Consider the following 22212-nt stretch of genomic DNA (forward strand, 5'->3'; position numbering starts at 1 on the left):
GCGAAGACTACCCGAACTACCTAAGAGAACGACCTAAACATGAATTCTGACAATTTCGTACTAGCCTGCCCAACATCAATTGAGCACGATGTGCATGGCATTGCGACTCTGGTAGGGAATCAGTGTGCTGACTGTGGCGAAACCTATTTCCCCGCTGCGTCTGGGTGTACGCGCTGCACCAGCACGAATCTAGATCGATTTAACTTTGGACGGCACGGAACCTTGTGGACGTGGACGATTCAGAGTTTCTTGCCCAAGCCCCCCTACAACAGCGGCGAGACCGATGCCAACTTCAAGCCCTATGGTGTTGGCTATATCGAAATGCCCAGTGGTATCAAGATCGAGAGCCGTTTGTCTGTTGCCGACGCCGATAAGTTGAAAATCGGTATGCCGATGATGATGTCGATCAAAACATATGGGAAAACGCCTGAGGGCGCTAACCTCGTGACGTTTGTGTTCTCGCCAGCAGAATCTGATATCAACGGAGTTTAATGCAATGAGTAACGATGTCGCGATCATTGGTGTGGGCATGCACCGATTCGGGCGCTTCGATGGTGTATCGGGTCGAGCACAGGGCGCTCATGCTGTGCGAGAAGCGCTTAAGGACGCAGGTATCACGTGGAATCAGGTTCAAGTCGCATACGGCGGTTCGCAGGACGCGGGCAACGCAGATGCGCTTGCTAACGATCTCGGTCTCACCGGCCTGCCCTTCGTCAACGTAGCTAATGGTTGTGCGACGGGTGGATCATCTCTCGCAGCCGTCATTGCCGCGATCCGCTCGGGTTCAGCTGACATTGGTGTTGCCGTTGGTTTCGATAAGCACCCGCGTGGGGCTTTCAATCCGATGCCTAAAGACTGGGGGCTCGAAGACTGGTACGGTGAAACTGGTTTGATGCTCACTACCCAGTTCTTCGCAATGAAGACGCGTCGCTATATGCACGAATACGGCATTACGGATGATGCCCTGGTTCGGGTTGCTCAACGTGCATCGCGCAATGGAGCACTGAATCCGAACGCATGGCGTAGGCAAGAACTCGATTACGAGCAAGTCGCTGAATCGAGCGCCGTGAGCCTGCCTCTTCGCAAGTTCATGTTCTGCAATCCTGCGGAGGGCGGTGCGGCTATCGTCCTCTGCTCGGCCAAGCTCGCAAGGAAGTTTCAGGCCAATCCCGTGATCATCCGCTCGGCGGCAGTCAGGACCCGTCATCACGGCTCGTTCGAAGTCTTCAGCCCCGCACTGATGGCGCAGCAGGTGTCAGCTCCGACAGTGACAGCCTCCAAGGCGGCGTTCGAGGAAGCGGGCGTCGGGCCAGAAGATATCAACGTCATCCAATTGCAGGATACTGATTCGGGATCGGAAATCATTCACATGGCAGAGAATGGTTTTTGCGAGCACGGCGAGCAAGAAAGGTTGCTCCGCGAAGGCGCTACGGAAATCAACGGCCGTCTTCCTATCAACACTGATGGTGGATGCCTGGCGAATGGCGAGCCTGTCGGTGCCTCCGGCTTGCGTCAAGTAATCGAAATCAGTTTGCAACTCCGCGGTCAAGCAGGCGCGCGCCAGGTGCCGAATAACCCGCGACTGGGTTATACGCACGTATACGGCGCGCCCGGAGTGAGCGGCGTTACGATTCTCGAACGCGGGTAACCGCTGGTGCTCAACAGCTAACGCAATAGAACGGGATTGAAGATGGAACGTGAAATCTTTGTAGTCGGCGCGGCACGTACCGCTATCGGAACCTTTGGCGGCACGCTCAAGGACGTTGAACTCACTACGCTCGGCACAACTGCTGTTCGTGCGGCGCTGGAACGTGGTTCCGTGCCGGCTGCCGCTGTCGGTCACGTGGTTATGGGCAACGTCGTCCCGACCGCTCCCCGTGATGCCTACCTGTCGCGAGTTGTTGCTATCGATTCGGGTATGCGAGAAGACACCCCGGCATTTAACGTGAATCGACTTTGCGGTTCAGGTCTGCAAGCTATCATTAGCGCGGCTCAGTCGATTGCTCTCGGTGACTGCGAAGTCGCTGTTGGCGGCGGTGCTGAATCGATGTCGCGCGGCCCTTACATCGTCCCGGCTGCTCGCTGGGGTCAACGCATGGGCGATACGGGTATGGTCGATTACATGAACGGCATTCTCCATGACCCGTGGCAGAAGGTGCATATGGGGATTACCGCTGAGAACATCGCCGTGCGCTATGGCATTACGCGCGAACAACAGGACGAACTCGCAGCCGATAGCCAACGGCGTGCACTGAATGCTATTCGTGAAGGTCGCTTTAAGGACCAGATCGTCCCTGTCGAGATTAAGACGCGTAAGGGCGTTGTAGCCTTTGACACCGACGAGCACGTAAAGGCTGAAGTCACCGTCGAGTCGCTGTCCCAAATGAAGCCCGTGTTCAAGAAAGATGGCGGCACAGTTACGGCAGGTAACGCCTCAGGGTTGAATGATGGCGCCGGTGCTGTCGTTCTGGCCGAGGGTCGTGCTGCGAATTCTCTGGGCCTGACCGCGATAGCTCGCCTCGTGGGCTATGCTCATAGCGGTTGTGAGCCGCTGTACATGGGTATCGGCCCGGTCTTGGCAACGCAGCGAGTGCTGTCTCGTACTGGTCTGTCGATTAACGATCTAGATGTCATCGAAGCTAACGAGGCGTTTGCCGCGCAAGCTCTCGCAGTGACTCGTGAACTGGGCTTCGACCCCGCACGCGTTAACCCGAACGGTTCGGGTATCTCGCTAGGCCATCCGGTAGGTGCTACTGGCGCGATCATTACGACCAAGGCTATCGCAGAGCTTCAGCGCACTGGCGGTCGTTACGCACTTGTCACCATGTGTATCGGCGGTGGGCAGGGCATTGCAGCTATCTTTGAACGCGTTTAACCCAAATAAAGGTGCGCTGAACATGAGCAACAAGATTATTGGTGTAGTCGGCGCGGGTACCATGGGCAATGGCATTGTCCAAGTCGCAGCCGCGGCAGGCTTCAACGTCGTTATGCTCGATGTGTCGGATGCAGCATTGCATCGCGGCCTGTCTACGATTGGCAGGAGCCTCGACCGTCTGGTGCAGAAGGAAAAGATTAGCGCCGAAGAGAAGTCCGCTACTCTTGGCCGTATCAAGTCTACGGTGGCGTATTCCGACCTCTCGAGTGCTTCGATTGTCATTGAAGCTGCTACCGAGAACGCAGACATCAAAGCGAAGATCCTCAAGTCGATTGACGAGTCAGTGGCCTCGACGGCGGTGATTGCTACGAATACGAGTTCGATCTCAATTACCAGGCTCGCGTCTAAGGTCTCAAATCCGAACCGTTTCATCGGTACTCACTTCTTCAACCCAGTGCCGGTCATGACGCTTGTCGAACTGATCGCAGGCCTCCAGACGGATGGCTCGACCCTCGATGTGGCGAAGGACTTCGTTGAGACTATCGGCAAGACGGCGATTGTCGCTAAAAACAGCCCTGGCTTCGCCGTTAACCGTATCTTGGTCCCGATGATCAACGAAGCGATCTTCGCGCTCCAGGAAGGACTGGCTTCAGCGGAAGATATCGACAAGGGCATGAAGCTCGGAGCGAATCACCCTATCGGCCCGCTCGCACTCGCAGACCTGATCGGCCTCGACACGTTGCTGATGGTGCAAGAAGTTCTGTACGCGAGCTTCAACGATTCTAAATATCGACCGGCACCGTTGCTTCAGGAAATGGTTGATGCAGGATACCTGGGGCGCAAATCAGGCCAGGGTTTCTATCAGTATTAAGGGACTGGCGCTCAAAGTCTGACCAAGAATCACAAACGCCTACATCATCTGTAGGCGTTTTCACTTCGTGCTCAGGACGAGACTTCTCTTTTTATTTGTGATAGAAGCTCCACGTACCGGCGAGCTTGAGAGTAGCACTTACATCTTGTCCATCTGAGTAGCGCCAACTACCCATGCCGACAGGCCGCTGGTCATAACAGCGCAGACTAGCGACTCTGCGATTTCCGTATCAGTCGCACCCGCAGTTTTCGCACCCTTCATGTGAACGTTCGTCCAGTCGCTGTAGTCTGCGGCAAGGATGGTGACGAGCATCAGTTCCGAATACTTGGCGCCGAGCGGCGTGCCGTTGATCGTGCCTTCGCGCATCAGGTAGTAGGCTTCGCTACCTATGGGAAGCAGATCGATCAGCTTGCCCAGCGACGGCGGCATGGTGCCGAAGTAGTTGAGGAAGTTCTGTTCGACTTGACCCGCTTCGACGTCGATGACCGGCATAGCCACTGCGGCAGATACAACCTCGTACTCAGCGTCCAGGAGAGCCAGGAAACGCAATGCAGCACCCTCGCCACGGCAACTGCTGAGAATGATACCTGCCGAGCTGGCTTCCTCGTACGTGAGGCCCAGTTGGTGCGCACGCGTAAGTTCACGTTCGGCCATTTCACGATAGCCCTTCGTGTTCGCAGCGACTGCTACATAAAGAGCCTTGATACGCGCGGGAATAGCGCCGTCCGTGTTGACGATTTGACGCCACCGCGAATAGCCAGCGAGCGTATAGGGAGCGATGTTGCGCAGTACATTCGAGTCCAGAAGCGGGCTCATGCTTTTCGTTTCCAATTCGTTCTCCGCGATTATTGGCAAGTTACACCACCATCGACAACCAACTCAGAACCCGTCATGTAGCTAGACTCATCGCTTGCCAGGAACAGGAAGGCATTCGCGATGTCCCGTGCCTTACCGAAACGAGCGAGAGGCGTATGAGCTAGAAATTCTTTAGCAAGTTCCGGTTTTGCGTATGCCGCTGCTGTCAGTGGCGTCTCAACGTGACCCGGATGCACTGAGTTGCAGCGAACACCATTGCCGGCCTCCGCACATTCGAGTGCCGTGACCTTGGTCAGCATCCTGACACCGCCCTTAGCTGCGCAGTAGGCGCTTGCGTTAGGCCCTGCCGCGATACCGCGCATGGACGACATATTAACGATCGAACCGGAGCCTGACTTGGCGAGCAGAGGCATCATGTACTTCGTGCCCAGGAACACGCTATCGAGGTTCACAGCAACGGTTGCTTTCCAGTCTTCGTACGAGAGGTTCGCAATCGATTGGAAGCGCCCGAAACCTGCATTGTTGATCAGGACATCAAGCTTGCCGAAACGAGTCATCAGAGTCGTCGCGAGATCCTTCCACTCTTGCTCTGACGTGACGTCAAAGCATGCACTACCGGACTCGCGTCGAATCTCCTCGATCTTGGCGAGCGCTTCGGCCAGCAATGGTCCGTTGCGGTCAGCGAGCACCACAACGGCCCCTTCTTCAGCGAACCGTTGCGCCGTAGCAAAGCCAATACCTGAAGCCGCACCTGTTATAAGTGCAACCTTATTAGCAAGTCGGCTCATTGCGCTTTCATCTCCCCGCTGCGGATATCGCGCTTTGTCATTTCCAGCAGCGTAGCGAACTGCGGATTTGCTCGATTCTGAATAGCCGCATGACGCTCATTGATCGCTTCATCGAACGCCGTAGTCGTGATCGCGTACAGTTGATTCGCGCGGATAGCATCGACCACAATGCCTGCGGCCTCCGCAGGCGACAGGGCGCCGCTGTACATCTTGTCTGCGACGTCTTTCAGTTCCTGCGTCTCTTCGAGAGCGCCGCCTTCCGGTTGCAGTTCTTGCGGACGGTTGCGTTCCGACTGATAGATCTTCGTGTTGACGAGGCCGGGAATCAAGGCCGTTACGCCGATCTTCGAATCACGCTCCCTCAGACCGGCATACAGTCCTTCTGTGATGCGCAGCGCCGCATGCTTGGCTGCGCCGTAGGCAACCGACGCCGAGCCGCTGACGATGCCAGCGATCGAAGCCGTGACGACGATATGACCTTCCGTGCCCTGCTCGAGCATGCGCGGGACAAAGCTACGGATGCTGTTGACAACGCCCATCATGTTGACGTCGAACGACCACTTCCAATCCTCGACCGGGTATTCCCACACCGGACGATAGCGGCCAGAGGGAACGACACCTGCGTTAGCACACAGGACATCGATTGAACCGAAGGTATCGACAGCAGCCTTAGCCAAGGCTTCGACTTGATCGCCCTTCGTCACATCGGTGCGGACTGCAAGAGCTTGGTGCCCTGCGGCTTTCAGAGCTTGCGCGACACGCGTAGCTTCTGCTTCGTTGACGTCAGCGACAACAACTTTCGCGCCTTCGTTAGCAAAGCGCCAGGAGAGTGCTTCACCGATACCCGAACCGCCGCCGGTAACTACTGCCACTCGACTTTCGAAGGATTGCATTTGATTCTCCACATATCAAGCTGTGCCCAGCCATCTGTTAGTAATCCGAGCACTATTGGAATCAGGGTGCTTGGCGCACCCTGCCGAAAGACTTCTTACGTTACAAGCTCAAGCCCAGTCGCTGACCTTCCAGCATTGCGTGTGAGACACGACGCGGGCTGACGCAGTCACCGATGGAGTGCACTTCCATCGTAGATCCTTCGAGTGCGTCAATCAGAGCAGTACGTGAACTACGGCCCGTCTGGATGACAACGAGCTCGCATTCATATTCCGTCGTTTCACCGGAACCGCCGTTCATCAGCGAAACGCCCTTCTCTGTAATGCTATCGAAAATTGAAAGTACACGATACTCGGTGCCGCCGCTACCCAGACGCGCAATCAACGGCCCGATACTCTCCGTGGGAATCTGTCCTGCGACACTCACGCCTGGACTAACGATCGTGACTTTCCAACCCGCGTTCATCAACGCTTCTGCGACGCCATACGTCCACCAGAATGCCGAGCCATCGTCAATTACGGTCACTCGTCCCTGACCGTGAGGCGAAGGCATTTCTTGTTCGAGGACTTCGAACCACGTCTTGACGTGCGGGCCAGATTGTTCATCCGACAACGGATTCGGCTGCGAGCCCGTAGCAATGACAACAACGTCAAATCCCTGGAGCTCGGAAGCTGATTCAATGCGGCGGTTCAGCTCGACAGTGACACCGAGTCGACGAATCTCGCTTTGCAGATAATCGATGAGATTTCGCAGGTCGCTACGGCCGGGCAACGAAGCAGCGTAGAGGAACAAGCCACCGAGCCCATCCGTTGCTTCGAAAATCGTTACCTGATGACCACGGTCAGCCGCAGCACGCGCTGCCTCAAGCCCAGCAGGGCCACCGCCGATGATTGCGATCTTGCGCTTACGCAGCGGGCCTTTGATGGTAAATTCAGGTACCAACTCACGACCAGCGCGAGGATTCACTGCGCAGTGGAGATGCGGCGAAAATGCACGACACTCTTGATTCAGACCAACGCAGGGACGGATACGCTCAGATTGTCCCGCACGAGCTTTAGTGACCCAGTCAGCATCAGCAATTAATGCACGCGCCATACCGATCATGTCTGCCTGACCTTCAGCGAGCACTTTCTCTGCGATCTCGGGGCTATTGATTCGCTGACCGACAATCACGGGCAAGCCCGTAGCTTGACGAATCAGGCCAGCTGCCCGTGCTGCAATAGCCTTCGGCTGTGTTGCATCCTTGACGTATAAGCCGCGCGTACCCATCGTAATACTCAGGTAATCCGTCAGTCCGTCAGCGGCAATGAGTTTGCTAATCTGTACCGCATCGGGGATTTCCATCCCATCCGCGATTTCCTCAGAAGCGCTAAGACGCAGGCCTAGCATGAAGTCTTCGCCGCAGTGCTTGCGGATAGACTCGATGACCATACGCAGGAAACGCATACGATTTTCGAGCGAACCGCCCCAGCGATCATCACGGAAATTCGTAGCCTCGGACAAGAATTGTCCGACGAGATACCCGTGCGCTCCGTGAATCTCTACACCATCGTGACCTGTAGCCTTGAGGTTAGCTGCGGAGATACCAAAAGCCTCCACGATCTCAAGAATCTCCTTCTCGTTGAGTTTCTTCGGACCATACGGGTCGCGAGGGCTACGGATAACCGAGGGAGCGAGCGGTGCGTTCTCGAACTCTCCGCCGATAGTTTCGCGTCCGAGGTGCAGGATTTGACCCACGATCTTCGTGCCATGCCTGTGCACAGCATCCACGCGCTTTCGCATGGATTCGAAGACAGCTTCGTCGTACGGCGCGACGAGTTTTCCAGAACGAATGTACGACGTACGAGACACTACGGCGGCGCCCGTGATAATCATTGCTAGACCAGACTTTGCGCGTTCCTCATAGTATGCAATGTCTGCATCCATGATCGCGCCGTCTTTAATCATCGATGTGCCATGCGGCAGTGCCACGAGTCGATTTTGAAGTTCGACTTTACCGATCTTGAACCTTTCAAAAAGCCGCGGAAAGGCTTGGGATTGTTTTTCGCATGCCATGTTCCTGTCTCCTATTCTAGTCTTCCGCTTAGAGCACGGACGCGCCGCCATCGACAGTAAGCTCAGTGCCAGTCGTATACGACGAGTCGTCAGACGCGAGATACAGCGCGGCGTTCACGACTTCAGGCGTTTGACCCATACGGCCCAGAGGAATACGCGAGAGCCTCTTACTCATGGCCTCGTCGTTCGGAAACGTAGCCCGGAGCATCGGCGTATCAATCGGGCCGGGGTGAATCGAATTGCAGCGAATGCCATCCCTGGCATATTGAGCGGCTGTCGTCTTGGTGAAGATCAAAACGGCACCCTTGGAAGCCGCGTATGCCGCTTCCATATGAGTCCATTGTCCGAGTGCCGCAATCGAAGATACGTTCACGATAGAACCGGAGCCGGCCTTGCGCATTTCAGGTATAGCGATCTTCGTACCGAGGAACACGCCACGCGCATTCACAGCCATCACCTGATCCCACTCCTCTACCGTACGCTCTTCGATAGGAGCGACCTTTGGAACGATGCCTGCATTGTTGACCAGAATGTCGAGCTTGCCGAAGGAGTCAACAGCCTGTTGAACTGCGAGTTTCCATTCAGCTTCCTTGGTGACGTCAAGCTTAGCGTACTTAGCAGAACCGCCGTTCTTGATTATCTCATTCACAACTTCAGAGCCATCAAGCACGTCAGCCACGAGTACTGCTGCGCCCTGCTGTGCAAACACGCGTGCCATTTCAGCACCAAGACCGCGCGCTGCCCCCGTAATCAGTGCGACCTTGCCAACGAGCTTGTTCATTCTCTACGTCCAGATTCAAGTTAATTTGGCTTTGCAAAAAGCAGATCACGCTGTGCTACGCTACTTCAGGGTGACACAGCGTGTACGACTACAGTACTTAAACTACCGCTTCCTTAACGAGTTCCTTATTCAAAACTTCGTTAGGCAGCAGCACAGAACTACGCCAGAACATGAATGCCGAGACCAGCGACGCGCAAACCGTAACGCAAATCGCATAGCCCAGGCCTTGCACGCCATAGGCAGCCGTGAACTTATCGCTCAAAAAGCCGGTAACGAGAGGTCCGAGTCCCAAGCCGATCAGCGACACGACGAGAGTCAGAACGCCAGATGTAAAGCCGCGAATGTTAGCGGGCATCATCTGGTGCGCAACTGCCACGATAGGACCGTAGTAGACGAGCATCATCGTCATCGTGATCGCGCCAAGCACCATCGATAAGACGTGCGAAGGCACGAGGTACTGGACGATTGCAATCGGAACCATGATGAACTGAGAAATCGCGATGACGCGCGGGCGACCGCGAACGTCCTTCGAGCCAAAGTAGTCAGCGAGTCTCGCACCAGCATAGATACCGATAGCCGAACCGATACCGTTCACGAGTGCCAGATAATACGAAACCGTGGACAGAGGGACCTGGTGGACACGTACGTAAAACATGGCATTCCACGAGTTGACCGAATACCAGGCCCAGGCATGGAAGCCACCTGCGAGAACGAGCCAACGATAGGCACGCTTGCTCCACAGGATTTTCAGCGCCTCCGCAGTAGACGGTGCCGGTGCCTTCGCAACCTCAACTGGATCGAACACGCCACGCTTCGGTTCTTTTGCGAACCACATAAACGGGACGACGATCAAGCCACACAGACCGATAACCGAAAACGCTTCACGCCAACCGACGTTAGTCACAAGCCAACCAGCGCTGGAGTACCCTAGAAGGATACCCACGGGCAGCGACAAGCCGAAGATTGCGATTGCCGTAGCACGCTTATTAGGCGGATACAGGTCTGAGATAATCGAGTGCGATGCCGGGATCGACCCCGCTTCCCCAACAGCAACGCCGATACGAAAACCCAGGAGTGCCCCGAAGCTGCTTGCGATACCCGTGAGTGCCGTGAAACCAGTCCAGACTGTCAACGCGCCCGCTACAAGACGACGGCGTTGCCAGTAGTCAGCCAGACGTCCAATAGGCACACCGAGTACCGCGTAGAAGATCGCGAAGGCCAGACCGGTGAGCATGCCCAGTTGAGCATCGGTCAAGCCCAGCTCCTTCTTGATAGGGATTTGCAGGATGGAAAGAATCGTGCGGTCAACGTAGTTGAAGACCGACACCATGAACAGCAAGAAAAGAATGTATCTACGTTGGGCTGCGCTAACCATTATCTGCCTCCCCGGTAAAACACATTCGAGTCGCCGTTTACGCTACGCTTATGCCTCTCATAAGCATGGGCAGTTACGCCTACGTACCTCATAGTATCTCCTTGTCTCAATCTGATTAGTGTCTTTCTGTATTTCTAGGCCGACACGTATTGCTTTTGGCTCTACGCGTCTTACATCCTGGCAGAGCGAAACCTTATAGGTGCCTCTACTTTAATTACTTCGATATTTGAAGATGTGCGATATTTGCAACTCATGCAACGTGTCGCTATCGCTGCGAGCACCTAGACAGATACTCATGAACCTGTAAACAGCGGCGTGCGGCGCTGCTGGAAAGCAGCAACACCCTCCTTGAAATCACTAGTTGTCGCACACTCGCGGAAACCTAGACGCTCTGCTTCGAGCTGAGAATTCAGGTTTCGATCGAGCGAATCTCGAAATAGCTGTTTGATGACGCCAAACGACCGTGTAGGTCCATTAGCAAGTCGACATGCGAGGCTCATCGTCTCGCGAGCAAGCTCGGCATTGCTGACTACGCGATACACTAGACCCAGACGATGCGCCTCCTGCGCATCGAAGGTCTCGGAGAGCAACGCGATCTCCATGGCCTTATGCAATCCCACTACACGAGGCAGCGACCAGGATCCGCTTACGTCCGGGCTAGCTCCGATCTTTGAATACGCCATGTTGAACTTCGTGTTGTCCGCAGCGATCACCAGGTCACAAGCCAGCGCTAGACTCACACCGGCCCCTGCGACTGCGCCGTGAACGCTACCGATCACGGGTGCCGACATCTGGGAAAGGATGGTCACAGCCTCGTTCAGCGGCTTAATCAGACTGTCGGCAACTTCCGCAGCATGATCGAGGTCTCTGGTGAATTCGGCGAGATCGCCCCCAGCCATGAACGCCTTGCCCTCTCCGCGCACGATTACGCTACGAACACCTGGGTCCCCGGCTATTCCCTGGCACACAGACAGGAAGTCGGTCGCCAGCTGTACGTTCGCTGCATTCAGCACCTGAGGGCGATTCAATACGATTTCAACAATCGCACCCGTACGATGCACGAGTACTGCTGTATTCTTTTCACTCATTGCGCCACTCCTTATCCACAAACTAACGCCCCCAGCGAAATCGAATGGGAGCGCTGGAGATTTAGTGCAGGCCCTTGCCGTTAGCCAATGTCAGTTTGATGAAATTCTCGAAGTGGTGGTCGAGACTACCGAGCAAAATTGCGTTGACTATCAAGCGACGGAAATAGTGGCTCACGTCAAGCTCTTCGGTAATGCCAATACCGCCGTGCATCTGGACAGCTTCATTACCTACAATGCGAGCCGTCCTGCCGATATACGCCCTTGCTCCGCTGATGATCCGAGCCCTGTCTGAGCGGGGTTGATTCATTGATAACCTCGCAGCTTTCGTCAGAGCTCCGACTTCTTGCTCAATCATGTACATGTCAGCCATGCGATGCTGGAGCGCCTGGTTAGCACCCAGGGGCTTGCCGAATTGCTTGCGCACCTTCAGGTAACTAGCTGTAGCATTCACCAGAGCCCTGACAATCCCGAGGGTCTCACCGCAGAGAGCTACTACAGCCTCGTCCGCGACATCAACGAGCACAGCCTCTACTCTCGTACCGCTATTATCAGTACCCAGTCGCTGGGTGACTACCCCTTCAAAGTTGACTGATGCAGCACCGCGCCCATCCACCAGTCGGTAGTTCTTGCGAACGCAATCCAGTGCATCTACCACGTAAACCTGAACTTCGCCATCCGCATCCTCTGCCGGCACGAGGAACTTGTCAGCTACGTCCCCATGCAGCACCATAGGTGCCGTACCAGTCAGCCGGCACTCCGATGCAGTCGGCCACTGAAAATGCGGCGTTCCGAGATCAAGCACTGCGAGCTTTACCGACCCATCGATCAGAGCCGGAAGAATCTGACCCTTCTGTTCTGCGCTACCTAACAGGGATACCAATCGAGTTCCGATGACAGCACTCGACAGGATTGGCTCCATGAGCATTCGATAGCCGACGACTTCCATAAGCGGACCCAGTGTTGTCGCGTCAGCATCGAGACCGCCCAAGTCTTCTCCAAGCGTTAGAGCGAGCCAGCCGAATTCAGCATAGTCTTTCCACGCTTGCTCGCTATAGCTCTGAGCCTCCTTAAGGACAGCGTGACGCCTCTGGAAGTCGTAGTTATCGGTCGTATAGCGCTCAATACTCTCACTGAGCAGAGCGAGCATTTCCTGGTCTGCACTCATAGTCCGAGAACGGTCTTAGCAATAATGTTGCGTTGGATTTCTGATGCACCGCCGAAGATCGTAGCGGCACGGTTGTAGAAGTGATCTTTGAGTATCCCAGCCGCATCATCAGGACCAATCGGAGGTTCCGTGCCCTTGTGCAGCGCGTCGATATCGAACGGAAGTCCTTCCACACCAAGAGCTTCAACCGTAGCTTCCGCAACATGCTGGTACAGTTCCGAAGAACGGATTTTTATTAGCGAAGCCTCGCCGCCGCTCTCTGTACCGTCCATCATAGCTTCAACAGACTGATACGCTACGTGCTCAAGTGCCATGAATCGCAATTCAAATTCACCGATGCGATTACGCATTAGCGGGTTTTCAATTTCCCCACTCTCTGTTGCCGCGAGCTTGAGCCGATCCAGCGCGTGACGAACCATGCCGACTGTAGCACCCGCTGTCCGCTCATTCTTGAGCAGGAACTTGGCATACGTCCATCCCTGCCCTTCAACGCCGATCAAGTTCTCAGCAGGTACGCGAACGTCTTCTAACCACACTTCATTCACGTGGTGATAGCCATCCATCGTGTCGATAGGCTTGACCGTCACACCTTCGCTTTTCATGTCGATGAGCAGGAATGAGATACTGTTTTGCGCCTTAGTCTCAGAGTCGCCTGTACGCACCAGGCAGAACAACCAGTCGGCCCACTGCGCATAGGTCGTCCACACTTTTTGACCATTGACTACGTAGTGGTCACCGCCACGAACTGCCGTCGTGCGCAGACCTGCCAAGTCAGAGCCTGCACCTGGCTCCGAGTAGCCTTGAGCCCAGAAGTCTTCGTTGTCGACGATGCGCGGCAGAAATCGTGCTTTCTGCTCCGGCGAGCCGTACTTATAGATGACGGGTCCCACGTACTTGACGCCGAACGGAATCACCCACGGGCAACCCAATCGGGCAAACTGATCCTCGAAGGTAAAGCGTTCGAGCGGAGACCAGTCTTGTCCACCATACTCTACGGGCCAGTGCGCAGTACCCCAATTCTTCCCCTGCAACAATCGCATCCAGCAAAGGTAGTCCTCTTTGCTCAATACCTGGTGACGTCGGGACCGATCAAGAAGATCGACAGGCATCTCGCTCCTACAGAATTCGTGTATTTGCGTACTTAGTGCCTGGGCCCGCGCGCGTGCATATTTGATCGTATCGTCCATATGGTTGTCGCAAAATAGAATCGCTAGAAGCCGAGTCCGGGAACTCTCGTGACTCGATTACACAGCCCCACCAGCGAGTGCGAAGTCCCAAGCAGCCTTGGCCAGCGGTTTAATCAACTTCGTCACAGTATCCGCATGAGCCGATGCAGCATTGCCTTGCGAAGCGCGTTGCGCTACTCCTTGCAGAATCGCAGCGACACGGAACAGGTTGTACGCCTTGTAGAAGTCGAGGTTCCCTTCGATCTCGAATCCTGTGCGTTCGCAATAGCGTCCGACGTACTCTTCAAAACCAGGAATACCCAAGGTGTTCAGGTCTGCGCCGTTCAGCGTACCGCGAGCGTCGACGCCCTGGGGCCTGTACCACTCCATAGTGTGATACATCAGGTCGCCCATCGGGTGCCCGATAGTCGACAGTTCCCAATCCAGCACCGCAACTACACGTGGCTCAGTCGGATGGATCAGCAGATTGTGGAAGGAGAAGTCACCATGAGTAATACACGCGCGCTGATCGTCAGTCGAGACCTGACCAGGTAACCACGCGATCAGTTTTTCCATTTCTGGAATGTCTTCTGACTTGGTAGCTTCATACTGGGACGACCAACGCGAGATCTGACGCGAGAAATAATTACCAGGACGACCGTAGTCCGACAGACCGATCTCGTTGTAGTCGATCGAGTGCAATCGTGCGAGCGTTTCATTCGCAGAATCGTAGATCGCTGCCCGGTCTTCGCGGCTAACGTCTGGCATCTTGCAATCCCAGAAGGCACGTCCCGGCACGAAGCGCATGACATAAAACATGCTGCCGATAATACTGTCGTCTTCGCAAAGTACCAGTGCCTGAGGGACAGGAATTCCGCCCGTGCCCGAAAGCGCTTTAATGATTCGAAACTCTCTGTCCACTGCGTGAGCTGACTTCAGCAGCAGACCCTCAGGCTTACGACGTACTACATATTTGCCACTCGGCGTTTCTAGCAAAAACGTAGGATTAGACTGCCCGCCCTCGAATTGCTTCACGACCATCGGACCGCCAAAGCCCGGCAGCATGTCATTCAAATACATAGCAAGACGCGCTTCATCAAAGCGACTGCCTTCACGAACTGAACCGAGTTCACCGATGTAGCGCCTAGGCTGAGCAGCTCGCGTTTCCGTGGTACTCAATCTTGTAGCCCTCTATAGTTGTATGAAAACCAGACCCGTAGGCCTTGCCTTCGATCATTTCGAGTACGCGAGGATATCGCTGTACTGGCGGCCTTCTTGCTTTTTGAACTCCAGACGAGCAATGGCACGGCAATGCACTTCGTCAGGACCATCGGTAAGACGCACGATACGCGTATTGGCGTACATCTCCGCCAAGCCGAAGTCCTGGCTCACACCCCCGCCGCCGTGAGCTTGAATTGCCATATCGATAATGCGTTCGGCGACTTGCGGAGCGATGACCTTAATCATTGCGATCTCGCCTTGCGCCTCCTTGTTGCCCACAGTGTCCATCATGTGTGCTGTCTTCAGGCACAGCAGACGAACCATTTCGATACTGATTCGAGCGTGGGCGATACGCTCTTCCCAAATCGAGTGTTCGTGAATGCGCTTGCCGAATGCTTCTCTCGACATCAAACGGATGACCATGCGTTCGAGAGCGACTTCAGCTGAAGCAATCGTGCGCATAGCGTGGTGAATCCGACCCGGCCCGAGGCGACCTTGCGCGATTTCAAAACCGCGGCCCTCCCCTACAAGCATGTTTTCTGCGGGGACGCGGACGTTGTCCAGAATGACCTCGAAGTGGCCGTGCGGAGCATGGTCGTAACCGAACACGTTCAGATGACGAACAAGGGTTACGCCGGGAGTACCGACTGGCACGAGAATCATCGACTGCTGGCGATATGCCGAAGCCGTGGGATCTGTCTTGCCCATGACGATGAAGAACCCGCACCTCGGATGGCCAGCACCCGACGACCACCACTTGCGGCCGTTGATCACGTACTCGTCGCCATCGCGCTTGATTTCCGTCTGGATGTTGCGCGCATCCGACGAAGCGACAGCAGGCTCCGTCATCAAGAAAGCCGAACGGGTGAGACCGTCTCGCAGCGGAACCATGAACTGTTCTTTTTGCTTCGGCGTCCCGTAACGGTGCAAAACTTCGAAGTTGCCCGTGTCCGGCGCCATACAGTTGAACACTTCCGAAGCAAACGAGACACGGCCCATGAGTTCTGCAATCGGTGCGTACTCAACGTTCGTCAGACCAACGCTGGTGAAGTACTCGTCATCATGGTCCGAGGGAGGCATGAAGATGTTCCAGAGGCCTGCTGCTTTAGCCTTGGCTTTGAGCTCTTCGAAGATAGCCGGAGTTTCCTTCCAGCGATCCATCTTTGCGTGCTGTTCGTGATACGTAGGGATCGCCGGGTAGACGTACTCGTTCATGAAAGTTTCGACGCGGCCATACCACTCTTTCGACTTTTTTGATTGTTCGAAATTCATCCAGGACTCCCTGAGTCAATGTTCATGACACGCACACCCACTGCCTGCGACACATAAAGGGCGCGCTATCTCGTACTTGCCATTGACCGCAGGGTACTCGACCGACTGGTCGGGCGTCAACTGTGCGTGCGCAAAATTTCTCGAAAGACTGACGATCCCAGGGTTACTAATTAGGGCTCTCCTGGGCTTGACGCCCGACCAGTCGGTCGATAGCATGGATACGCTGTTCTCTGTCGTTTTCGTAGACTTCCACCTGAGTAAACTTCATGGCCGCGAACCCACTGATCGAATCAGAGCTGCTGCGCGAAATCGCCCCCTACACGCTGTCGGGCTACCAATTGTTCCGCGATATCGTGGAGACCGATGGCGCGATTCCTGCGAAATTCAAAACCCTGTTCGTCGCTGTCGCTGCGATCAACAAGGGCTACATTGACATTGCTAGCCGTGCGCTCTCGATCGCGCAAGGGTTCGGATTGACAAAAAAAGAGGCCATCTCGGGATTGATTCTCCTGAGTAGCCTTCGCGGTGAAGGTGCGGCGCTCGCATATGAAGGCGTGGTCAACGAGGTGTATCCGCGCGATCCCCAGAGCCCAGTCGCTGACTATGAGCACCAGGCGGTCGCGCCAGGCGAGGCCGAGGCTGACTTCAAGAAGTACTTTGGCACTATCCCCGCCCCGCTTCAGAAGATGCTTGATTTGTCCCCCAAGGGAGCGGACGCGTACTACCTGATGCGCAAGGGCACGATCTACTGCAACACCATCGAGCCGAAATACGCGGAACTCTGCCTCGTTGCCGTGCTCGCTTCTGACTACAGCCCGATGGTTGCGCGCCATATCGGCGCAGCACGCGCCGTCCAGGCTACGGATGCTGAACTCGTCGAAGCTATTCTGTGCTCCGTTCCTTCTTCGGGTATCGCTGCCGTAATGGGCGCTGCCGCACACCTCTGATACACCGCACGGTCCATGATGAAAAACAGAAACTGGATACTAACTAATCGTCCGCAAGGCGCTATCGGGTCCGGCGACTTGACACGCGAAGACCGAGACATACCTGCTCCTGGCGACGGTGAAGTACTGGTACGTGTCCTGTATCTCGCTATGGACCCTGCTATTCGCGGATTCATGAATGCATCGGGAAACTACGCTGCGCCGCTGCCACTGGGAGCGCCGGTGCGCGGAGTCATGCTTGGACAAGTCGTAAGAACGGGACAGGGTACTGAACTCCGTGAAGGTCAGTTTGTGTGGGGCTTCGGTACATGGAGCGACTACGTTGTCGCTCCAGCATCACAGTTTTACGTCGTAGACGCAGACGCTGATTCCGATCTCCCGTCCTTTACTCACGTGCGGGGCACCATTGGCCTGACAGCCTATTACGGCCTTCTTGACGTTGGCGATTTCAAAGCCGGCGATACGGTACTTGTCTCTGGTGCAGCTGGAGCCGTCGGCTCCCTTGTAGGCCAGATCGCAAAGATTAATGGCGCATCCCGCGTCGTCGGTATTGCGGGTGGCACAGAAAAATGTCAACGGGCGCTCGATGACTACGGCTATGACATTTGTATCGACTACCGTTCTTGTAGCGATCTAAAAACCGAACTAGGCGCGATTCTGCCCGAGGGTATTGATCTGCTGTTCGAAAATGTAGGCGGCTCGATATTTGAAGCATCGCTTAATCATTTAGCGCGGAATGCGCGTATCGCTATATGCGGCATGATTAGCCGCTACAACACCTCTAACGTTGAACCGGGACCTTCGAATCTTTGGAATCTCGTTGTCAAGACTGCGCAAGTCCGCGGCTTCCTCGTCAGCTCCATTCTCGGAGACAGAGCGCGAACGGGTGCGATGCTGAAGTCTATCAATGGATGGATTTCTGAAGGCCGGTTGAAATGCGACATTGATATCCGGGAGGGGTTCGAGACTGTACCCGATGTCTACAACTGCCTCTTCACTGGAGCGCATAAAGGGCGCCTGATTGTCAAAATCGCCGACCCTTTGCGCTAGTTCCTTACTACCCACGCACTCTAATGTCCTACGTATCCTACTCAAAGTCGAACGGCATTGCCGTCGCCACGATCGACAACCCGCCTATCAACGCCCTGAGCATCGGCGTTCGTCGTGGTCTCATGGATGCTATCGAGCGCGCGCAAGCAGAAGACGATGTACAAGCATTGATCATTGCCTGCGCTGGCCGTACATTCGTTGCTGGTGCTGATATCAGCGAGTTCGGCAAGCCGTACGAAGAGCCCTCGCTGTACAAGATTCTTGACGCATTGAGCACGAGTTCCAAGCCATCTATCGCGGCTATTCATGGAATGGCACTGGGTGGCGGTTTCGAACTCGCTCTCTCGTGCACGTGGCGCTTAGCTAAACTGAATGCCCAGATCGGACAACCTGAAGTAAAACTCGGTTTGATGCCAGGCGGCTACGGTACGCAGTGGTGGCTCCGACTCACGGGGCCTCAAGTTGCACTGGACGTTTCGACGTCAGGCGATCCCGTGTCCGCAGAACGAGCACACGAATGGGGTATTATTGATTATCTGGTTACTGACCAAGGCGTCGATCTAGTTTCAGCAGCTACGGCCTTCGCACAAGACCTGATTAGAAAGGGCACCCTCTCTCGCGACCAGAGCGCTATCAAAGCCCCCCTTAAAGACGTAGACCTCGCAGTGTTCGAAGCCTATCGTCAAAAGAATCAAAAGAAGTGGCGCGGTCTCGTAGCTCCGCAGAAGATTGTCGACGTCCTCGAAGCTTCTTGCGCCTTGACCTTTGACGAAGGTTGCGCGCTCGAAAGGAAAGCGTTCCAGGAGTGCGAGAACAGCCCTGAAAGCGCGTCCTTGCGCCACCTGTTCTTCGCCGAACGGGAGGCAGGCAAAGTTCCCGGCACTGCCAAGGCAACACCACTGGATATCAAGTCTGTAGCCGTTATCGGTGCAGGCACCATGGGTCAGGGTATTGCGCAAGCCTGTGCGAGCGCCGGCTTGTCCGTCGTCCTCGTGGACCGCACGTATGAAGCGCTAGAACGCGCTATAGTTGCAATTCAAGCTAACTACGAGACCTCAGTCGCTCGCGGTTCTATGGCGCGCGCAAAGGCTGATCGTGCATTCAATCTGATTTCTATCTCCAGCGACCTTGTGGCGGTCTCGAAGAGCGATCTCATTATCGAAGCCGTTTTTGAAGACCTCCGCGTAAAACAGAGTGTCTTCAAGGATCTCGATGCTGTAGCCAAGCCTGAAGCTGTCCTGGCGACTAATACGTCTACGCTCGATATCGATCTGATTGCGAACGTGACTCGTCGTCCGCAGCAAGTTGTTGGCATGCACTTCTTCAGCCCTGCCCACGTGATGAAACTGGTAGAAGTTATCAAGGGCTCCCATACCTCAGACGAAGTCTCCGCAACGATACTCAAGCTCACGAAAACCTTGCGCAAGATTGCAGTGTTCGCGGGTAACGAAGAAGGGTTTATTGGTAATCGTATCCTCGGTGCCTATGGCCGCGAAGCTGACTATCTTCTCGAAGAAGGCGCAACGCCGTGGCAAATCGACCGTGTACTCAATCAGTTTGGTTTCCCTATGGGCCTGTTTGCTATGCGCGATATGGCCGGCCTGGATGTGATCTGGCGCATTCGTCAGGAACAGGAGCAGAAAGGCACGCGACCTGCCTATGAGCGTTATTCCGTGCTCGCTGATCGTATCTGCGAACAAGGTCGATTCGGCCAGAAGACGGGTCGCGGCTATTACAAGTACGAAGGTCGTACAGCTACTCCCTGTCCCGAAATCGAGGCGCTGATCGTCCAGGTTTCGGCCGACGCCGGTATCGAACGCCGCGAGATCTCCGACGACGCAATTGTCCAACGCATTATGTGCGCCATGGTCAACGAGGGTGCTCGCATCATCGACTCCCGTACAGCACAGCGCGCCAGCGATATCGATATCGTGTACACAAACGGCTATGGCTTCCCGAGCTATCGCGGCGGCCCTATGTTCTGGGCGCAGCAAACGGGGCTCCAGAAGGTCTACGAAAAGGTTCAGGAATATCACAAGCTTTACGGCGATACGTGGAGGCCTGCGCAGTCCCTTGCCGAAGCTGCCAAGGCTAACCAGTGGCCTGCTTACCAAGCTTAATCGTATTCAAGTATCTAACAGGAGATGCAAATCATGCGTGAAGCTGTAATCGTTTCTGTAGCTCGTACTCCCATCGGTAAGGCCTTCCGTGGCGCGTTTAACGATACGACTGGCCCCGCAATGGGCGGCCATGTCGTGAACGCTGCAGTGCAACGCGCTCTCATCGACGGCGCTGACGTTGACGACGTGATCATGGGCACGGCCCTGCAACAAGGCACTACGGGTTTCAACGTTGCTCGTCAGTCGGCCCTCCGTGCTGGCCTGCCGCACACCGTTGCCGGCATGACGGTTGATCGTCAATGCGGTTCCGGTCTTATGGCTATCGCCACGGCTGCGAAGCAGATCATGTACGACGGCCAGCAAATCGTCGTAGCCGGTGGCGTCGAGTCCGTATCGCTGGTTCAAAACGAACACTTCAACCAGTTCCAGATTTTCGATCCCGAACTACAAAAGACGGTTCCGCAGGTCTACATGCAGATGCTGGAAACGGCCGAGATTGTGAGCGCACGCTATGGTATCAGCCGTGAGCGTCAGGATGCGTATGCTCTGCGTTCACAACAACTGACAGCACAAGCACAAGCCGAAGGCCGTTTCGACGCTGAAATTGTTCCGATGACGACGCAAATGAAAGTTGTTGACAAGGAAACGAAGGAGGTCAGCTTCAAAACCGTGACTCTCACTAACGACGAAGGCAATCGTCCGGGCACCAAGCTCGATGACCTGACGAGCCTCAAGCCCGTGTTCCGTGGCGGTCAACAACTCAAGGAAGGCAACTACATCACGGCGGGCAATGCCTCGCAACTCTCGGATGGTGCAGCGGCATTGGTCGTCATGGAAGCTGCCGAAGCGGCCAGGCGCGGCCTCAAACCGCTCGGCGCTTACCGTGGCATGGCAGTTGCTGGTTGCAATCCGGATGAAATGGGTATCGGTCCGGTGTTCGCTATTCCGAAGCTCCTCAAGCAACACAAGCTCACGGTCAACGATATCGGCCTCTGGGAACTCAACGAAGCGTTCGCATGCCAGGTTCTACACTGCCAAGACGTCCTGGGGATTCCCGATGATCGCCTGAATGTGAGCGGTGGTGCGATTGCCGTTGGCCACCCCTACGGTATGTCGGGTGCCCGTATGGCCGGTCATATCCTGATCGAAGGCCATCGCCGTAGTGCGAAGTTCGGCATCGTCACGATGTGTATCGGCGGGGGTCAAGGCGCTGCCGCGCTGTTCGAGATTTTCTAATCTCCGTCCAGCACTGCTGACTCAAGGGGCTTCGGCCCCATTTTCATTTACAGGAATCCCATTTGTGATTAGCCAACTGCACGTCGAGCAGTACTGCGCCCTTGTTTCCTCTCTCTTTGCAGGCGCCCTGAGTTCGCATCCAGCTAGAGCACGTCGAAACGGATGGGTGCTGCCAAGGATTTTCGATACGAAAAACCTGCTCCCCAGCGCGGTATTCCTGGCAACAATGGGATTGCTGTCGGGTATCAGTGCGTATTTCGGGGAAGTTGAACGCCCGTTTCGATGAAGTCGAACAGGCCAGGAGGGAGGTGCTGCGTAGTGCTTAGATTGTACTGCGAGTGTTCGAGATCAGGCTACTTTTTGATCAGGAGCGTTCTTCTTTCGCATCGAATCGCCCTTCAATGCAAGCTTGTGAGCTTGATGGACGAGGCGGTCGAGGATTGCGTCGGCGAGCGTGGGGTCTTGCAGCCATGCGTGCCAGTGTTCAAGGGGCAG

At 55.3% G+C, this 22212-nt stretch carries 20 protein-coding genes; 8 read left to right on the forward strand and 12 right to left on the reverse strand.

All coding sequences use genetic code 11. The features are described from left to right. Nucleotides 1-39: 39 nt before the first annotated feature. Genes M3I56_RS34555 through M3I56_RS34570 form a run of 4 tightly spaced genes read left to right on the forward strand, consistent with a single transcriptional unit; the run spans nt 40 to nt 3746 of the window. On the forward strand, nt 40-492 hold the full coding sequence (locus tag M3I56_RS34555; protein ID WP_254357824.1) for a Zn-ribbon domain-containing OB-fold protein: 453 nt from the start codon (nt 40-42) through the stop codon (nt 490-492). Nucleotides 493-496: 4 nt separating this feature from the next. Beyond that, the gene (locus tag M3I56_RS34560) at nt 497-1648 is read left to right on the forward strand and encodes a thiolase family protein (protein ID WP_254357825.1); all 1152 of its coding nucleotides are present in this window, start codon (nt 497-499) and stop codon (nt 1646-1648) included. A gap of 42 nt (nt 1649-1690) precedes the next feature. After that, nucleotides 1691-2875, forward strand: coding sequence for an acetyl-CoA C-acyltransferase family protein (locus M3I56_RS34565; protein WP_254357826.1), 1185 nt, complete (start codon nt 1691-1693; stop codon nt 2873-2875). A gap of 22 nt (nt 2876-2897) precedes the next feature. Further along, nucleotides 2898-3746: a 3-hydroxybutyryl-CoA dehydrogenase gene (locus M3I56_RS34570; protein WP_254357827.1), complete on the forward strand. Its 849-nt coding sequence runs from the start codon at nt 2898-2900 to the stop codon at nt 3744-3746. Nucleotides 3747-3884: 138 nt separating this feature from the next. Here the strand turns inward: M3I56_RS34570 and M3I56_RS34575 are convergent, their stop codons facing one another. The 11 genes from M3I56_RS34575 to M3I56_RS34625 form a co-directional block, all read right to left on the reverse strand. Then, complete coding sequence (locus M3I56_RS34575) at nt 3885-4562, reverse strand: carboxymuconolactone decarboxylase family protein (RefSeq protein ID WP_254357828.1); 678 nt, start codon at nt 4560-4562, stop codon at nt 3885-3887. A 29-nt stretch (nt 4563-4591) separates the two neighbouring features. After that, the gene (locus M3I56_RS34580) at nt 4592-5350 is read right to left on the reverse strand and encodes an SDR family NAD(P)-dependent oxidoreductase (RefSeq protein WP_254357829.1); all 759 of its coding nucleotides are present in this window, start codon (nt 5348-5350) and stop codon (nt 4592-4594) included. Continuing rightward, nucleotides 5347-6243: an SDR family NAD(P)-dependent oxidoreductase gene (locus M3I56_RS34585; RefSeq protein ID WP_254357830.1), complete on the reverse strand. Its 897-nt coding sequence runs from the start codon at nt 6241-6243 to the stop codon at nt 5347-5349. Before M3I56_RS34585 ends, M3I56_RS34580 begins: the two co-directional genes overlap by 4 nt. Before the next feature lie 100 nt (nt 6244-6343). Then, complete coding sequence (locus M3I56_RS34590) at nt 6344-8296, reverse strand: FAD-dependent oxidoreductase (protein WP_254357831.1); 1953 nt, start codon at nt 8294-8296, stop codon at nt 6344-6346. A gap of 28 nt (nt 8297-8324) precedes the next feature. Then, the gene (locus M3I56_RS34595) at nt 8325-9077 is read right to left on the reverse strand and encodes an SDR family NAD(P)-dependent oxidoreductase (protein ID WP_254357832.1); all 753 of its coding nucleotides are present in this window, start codon (nt 9075-9077) and stop codon (nt 8325-8327) included. 97 nt (nt 9078-9174) lie between these two features. Further along, nucleotides 9175-10452 (reverse strand): MFS transporter, encoded by a 1278-nt coding sequence (locus M3I56_RS34600; protein WP_254357833.1) that lies wholly within the window; start codon nt 10450-10452, stop codon nt 9175-9177. Nucleotides 10453-10745: 293 nt separating this feature from the next. Then, nucleotides 10746-11540, reverse strand: a complete 795-nt coding sequence (locus M3I56_RS34605) for an enoyl-CoA hydratase/isomerase family protein (protein WP_254357834.1) — start codon at nt 11538-11540, stop codon at nt 10746-10748. 61 nt (nt 11541-11601) lie between these two features. Beyond that, a complete protein-coding gene (locus tag M3I56_RS34610) occupies nt 11602-12687 on the reverse strand; it encodes an acyl-CoA dehydrogenase family protein (protein ID WP_254357835.1) in 1086 nt (361 codons plus the stop codon). A gap of 14 nt (nt 12688-12701) precedes the next feature. After that, nucleotides 12702-13892: an acyl-CoA dehydrogenase family protein gene (locus M3I56_RS34615; protein ID WP_254357836.1), complete on the reverse strand. Its 1191-nt coding sequence runs from the start codon at nt 13890-13892 to the stop codon at nt 12702-12704. A 57-nt stretch (nt 13893-13949) separates the two neighbouring features. Next, nucleotides 13950-15050, reverse strand: coding sequence for a phosphotransferase family protein (locus M3I56_RS34620; RefSeq protein ID WP_254357837.1), 1101 nt, complete (start codon nt 15048-15050; stop codon nt 13950-13952). A gap of 54 nt (nt 15051-15104) precedes the next feature. Then, nucleotides 15105-16364 (reverse strand): acyl-CoA dehydrogenase family protein, encoded by a 1260-nt coding sequence (locus tag M3I56_RS34625; RefSeq protein WP_254357838.1) that lies wholly within the window; start codon nt 16362-16364, stop codon nt 15105-15107. Between the two features lie 266 nt (nt 16365-16630). Here M3I56_RS34625 and M3I56_RS34630 point away from each other — a divergent pair, with 266 nt between their 5' ends. From M3I56_RS34630 to M3I56_RS34645, 4 genes are read left to right on the forward strand one after another with little or no spacing between them, the layout of a single operon-like run. Next, on the forward strand, nt 16631-17311 hold the full coding sequence (locus M3I56_RS34630) for a carboxymuconolactone decarboxylase family protein (protein ID WP_254357839.1): 681 nt from the start codon (nt 16631-16633) through the stop codon (nt 17309-17311). Nucleotides 17312-17329: 18 nt separating this feature from the next. Next, complete coding sequence (locus M3I56_RS34635; RefSeq protein WP_254357843.1) at nt 17330-18361, forward strand: NADP-dependent oxidoreductase; 1032 nt, start codon at nt 17330-17332, stop codon at nt 18359-18361. Nucleotides 18362-18384: 23 nt separating this feature from the next. Beyond that, on the forward strand, nt 18385-20481 hold the full coding sequence (locus M3I56_RS34640) for a 3-hydroxyacyl-CoA dehydrogenase NAD-binding domain-containing protein (protein WP_254357840.1): 2097 nt from the start codon (nt 18385-18387) through the stop codon (nt 20479-20481). Between the two features lie 33 nt (nt 20482-20514). Continuing rightward, complete coding sequence (locus M3I56_RS34645; RefSeq protein WP_254357841.1) at nt 20515-21717, forward strand: acetyl-CoA C-acyltransferase; 1203 nt, start codon at nt 20515-20517, stop codon at nt 21715-21717. A 348-nt stretch (nt 21718-22065) separates the two neighbouring features. Here M3I56_RS34645 and M3I56_RS34650 read toward each other — a convergent pair. Next, on the reverse strand, nt 22066-22212 hold a 147-nt coding region (locus M3I56_RS34650), incomplete at its 5' end, for an ATP-binding protein (RefSeq protein WP_254357844.1).

The organism is Paraburkholderia sp. CNPSo 3281 (assembly GCF_024206515.1).
In the GTDB taxonomy this organism is placed as follows: Bacteria; Pseudomonadota; Gammaproteobacteria; order Burkholderiales; family Burkholderiaceae; genus Paraburkholderia; species Paraburkholderia nodosa.

Coding starts and splice junctions, on each gene's coding strand:
- M3I56_RS34600 (WP_254357833.1), bottom strand. CDS start 10,452: ATGGTTAGCGCAGCCCAACGTAGATACATTCTTTTCTTGCTGTTCATG.
- M3I56_RS34590 (WP_254357831.1), bottom strand. CDS start 8,296: ATGGCATGCGAAAAACAATCCCAAGCCTTTCCGCGGCTTTTTGAAAGG.
- M3I56_RS34555 (WP_254357824.1), top strand. CDS start 40: ATGAATTCTGACAATTTCGTACTAGCCTGCCCAACATCAATTGAGCAC.
- M3I56_RS34595 (WP_254357832.1), bottom strand. CDS start 9,077: ATGAACAAGCTCGTTGGCAAGGTCGCACTGATTACGGGGGCAGCGCGC.
- M3I56_RS34565 (WP_254357826.1), top strand. CDS start 1,691: ATGGAACGTGAAATCTTTGTAGTCGGCGCGGCACGTACCGCTATCGGA.
- M3I56_RS34640 (WP_254357840.1), top strand. CDS start 18,385: ATGTCCTACGTATCCTACTCAAAGTCGAACGGCATTGCCGTCGCCACG.
- M3I56_RS34635 (WP_254357843.1), top strand. CDS start 17,330: ATGAAAAACAGAAACTGGATACTAACTAATCGTCCGCAAGGCGCTATC.
- M3I56_RS34645 (WP_254357841.1), top strand. CDS start 20,515: ATGCGTGAAGCTGTAATCGTTTCTGTAGCTCGTACTCCCATCGGTAAG.
- M3I56_RS34605 (WP_254357834.1), bottom strand. CDS start 11,540: ATGAGTGAAAAGAATACAGCAGTACTCGTGCATCGTACGGGTGCGATT.
- M3I56_RS34580 (WP_254357829.1), bottom strand. CDS start 5,350: ATGAGCCGACTTGCTAATAAGGTTGCACTTATAACAGGTGCGGCTTCA.
- M3I56_RS34625 (WP_254357838.1), bottom strand. CDS start 16,364: ATGAATTTCGAACAATCAAAAAAGTCGAAAGAGTGGTATGGCCGCGTC.
- M3I56_RS34585 (WP_254357830.1), bottom strand. CDS start 6,243: ATGCAATCCTTCGAAAGTCGAGTGGCAGTAGTTACCGGCGGCGGTTCG.
- M3I56_RS34575 (WP_254357828.1), bottom strand. CDS start 4,562: ATGAGCCCGCTTCTGGACTCGAATGTACTGCGCAACATCGCTCCCTAT.
- M3I56_RS34610 (WP_254357835.1), bottom strand. CDS start 12,687: ATGCTCGCTCTGCTCAGTGAGAGTATTGAGCGCTATACGACCGATAAC.
- M3I56_RS34570 (WP_254357827.1), top strand. CDS start 2,898: ATGAGCAACAAGATTATTGGTGTAGTCGGCGCGGGTACCATGGGCAAT.
- M3I56_RS34560 (WP_254357825.1), top strand. CDS start 497: ATGAGTAACGATGTCGCGATCATTGGTGTGGGCATGCACCGATTCGGG.
- M3I56_RS34630 (WP_254357839.1), top strand. CDS start 16,631: ATGGCCGCGAACCCACTGATCGAATCAGAGCTGCTGCGCGAAATCGCC.
- M3I56_RS34615 (WP_254357836.1), bottom strand. CDS start 13,892: ATGGACGATACGATCAAATATGCACGCGCGCGGGCCCAGGCACTAAGT.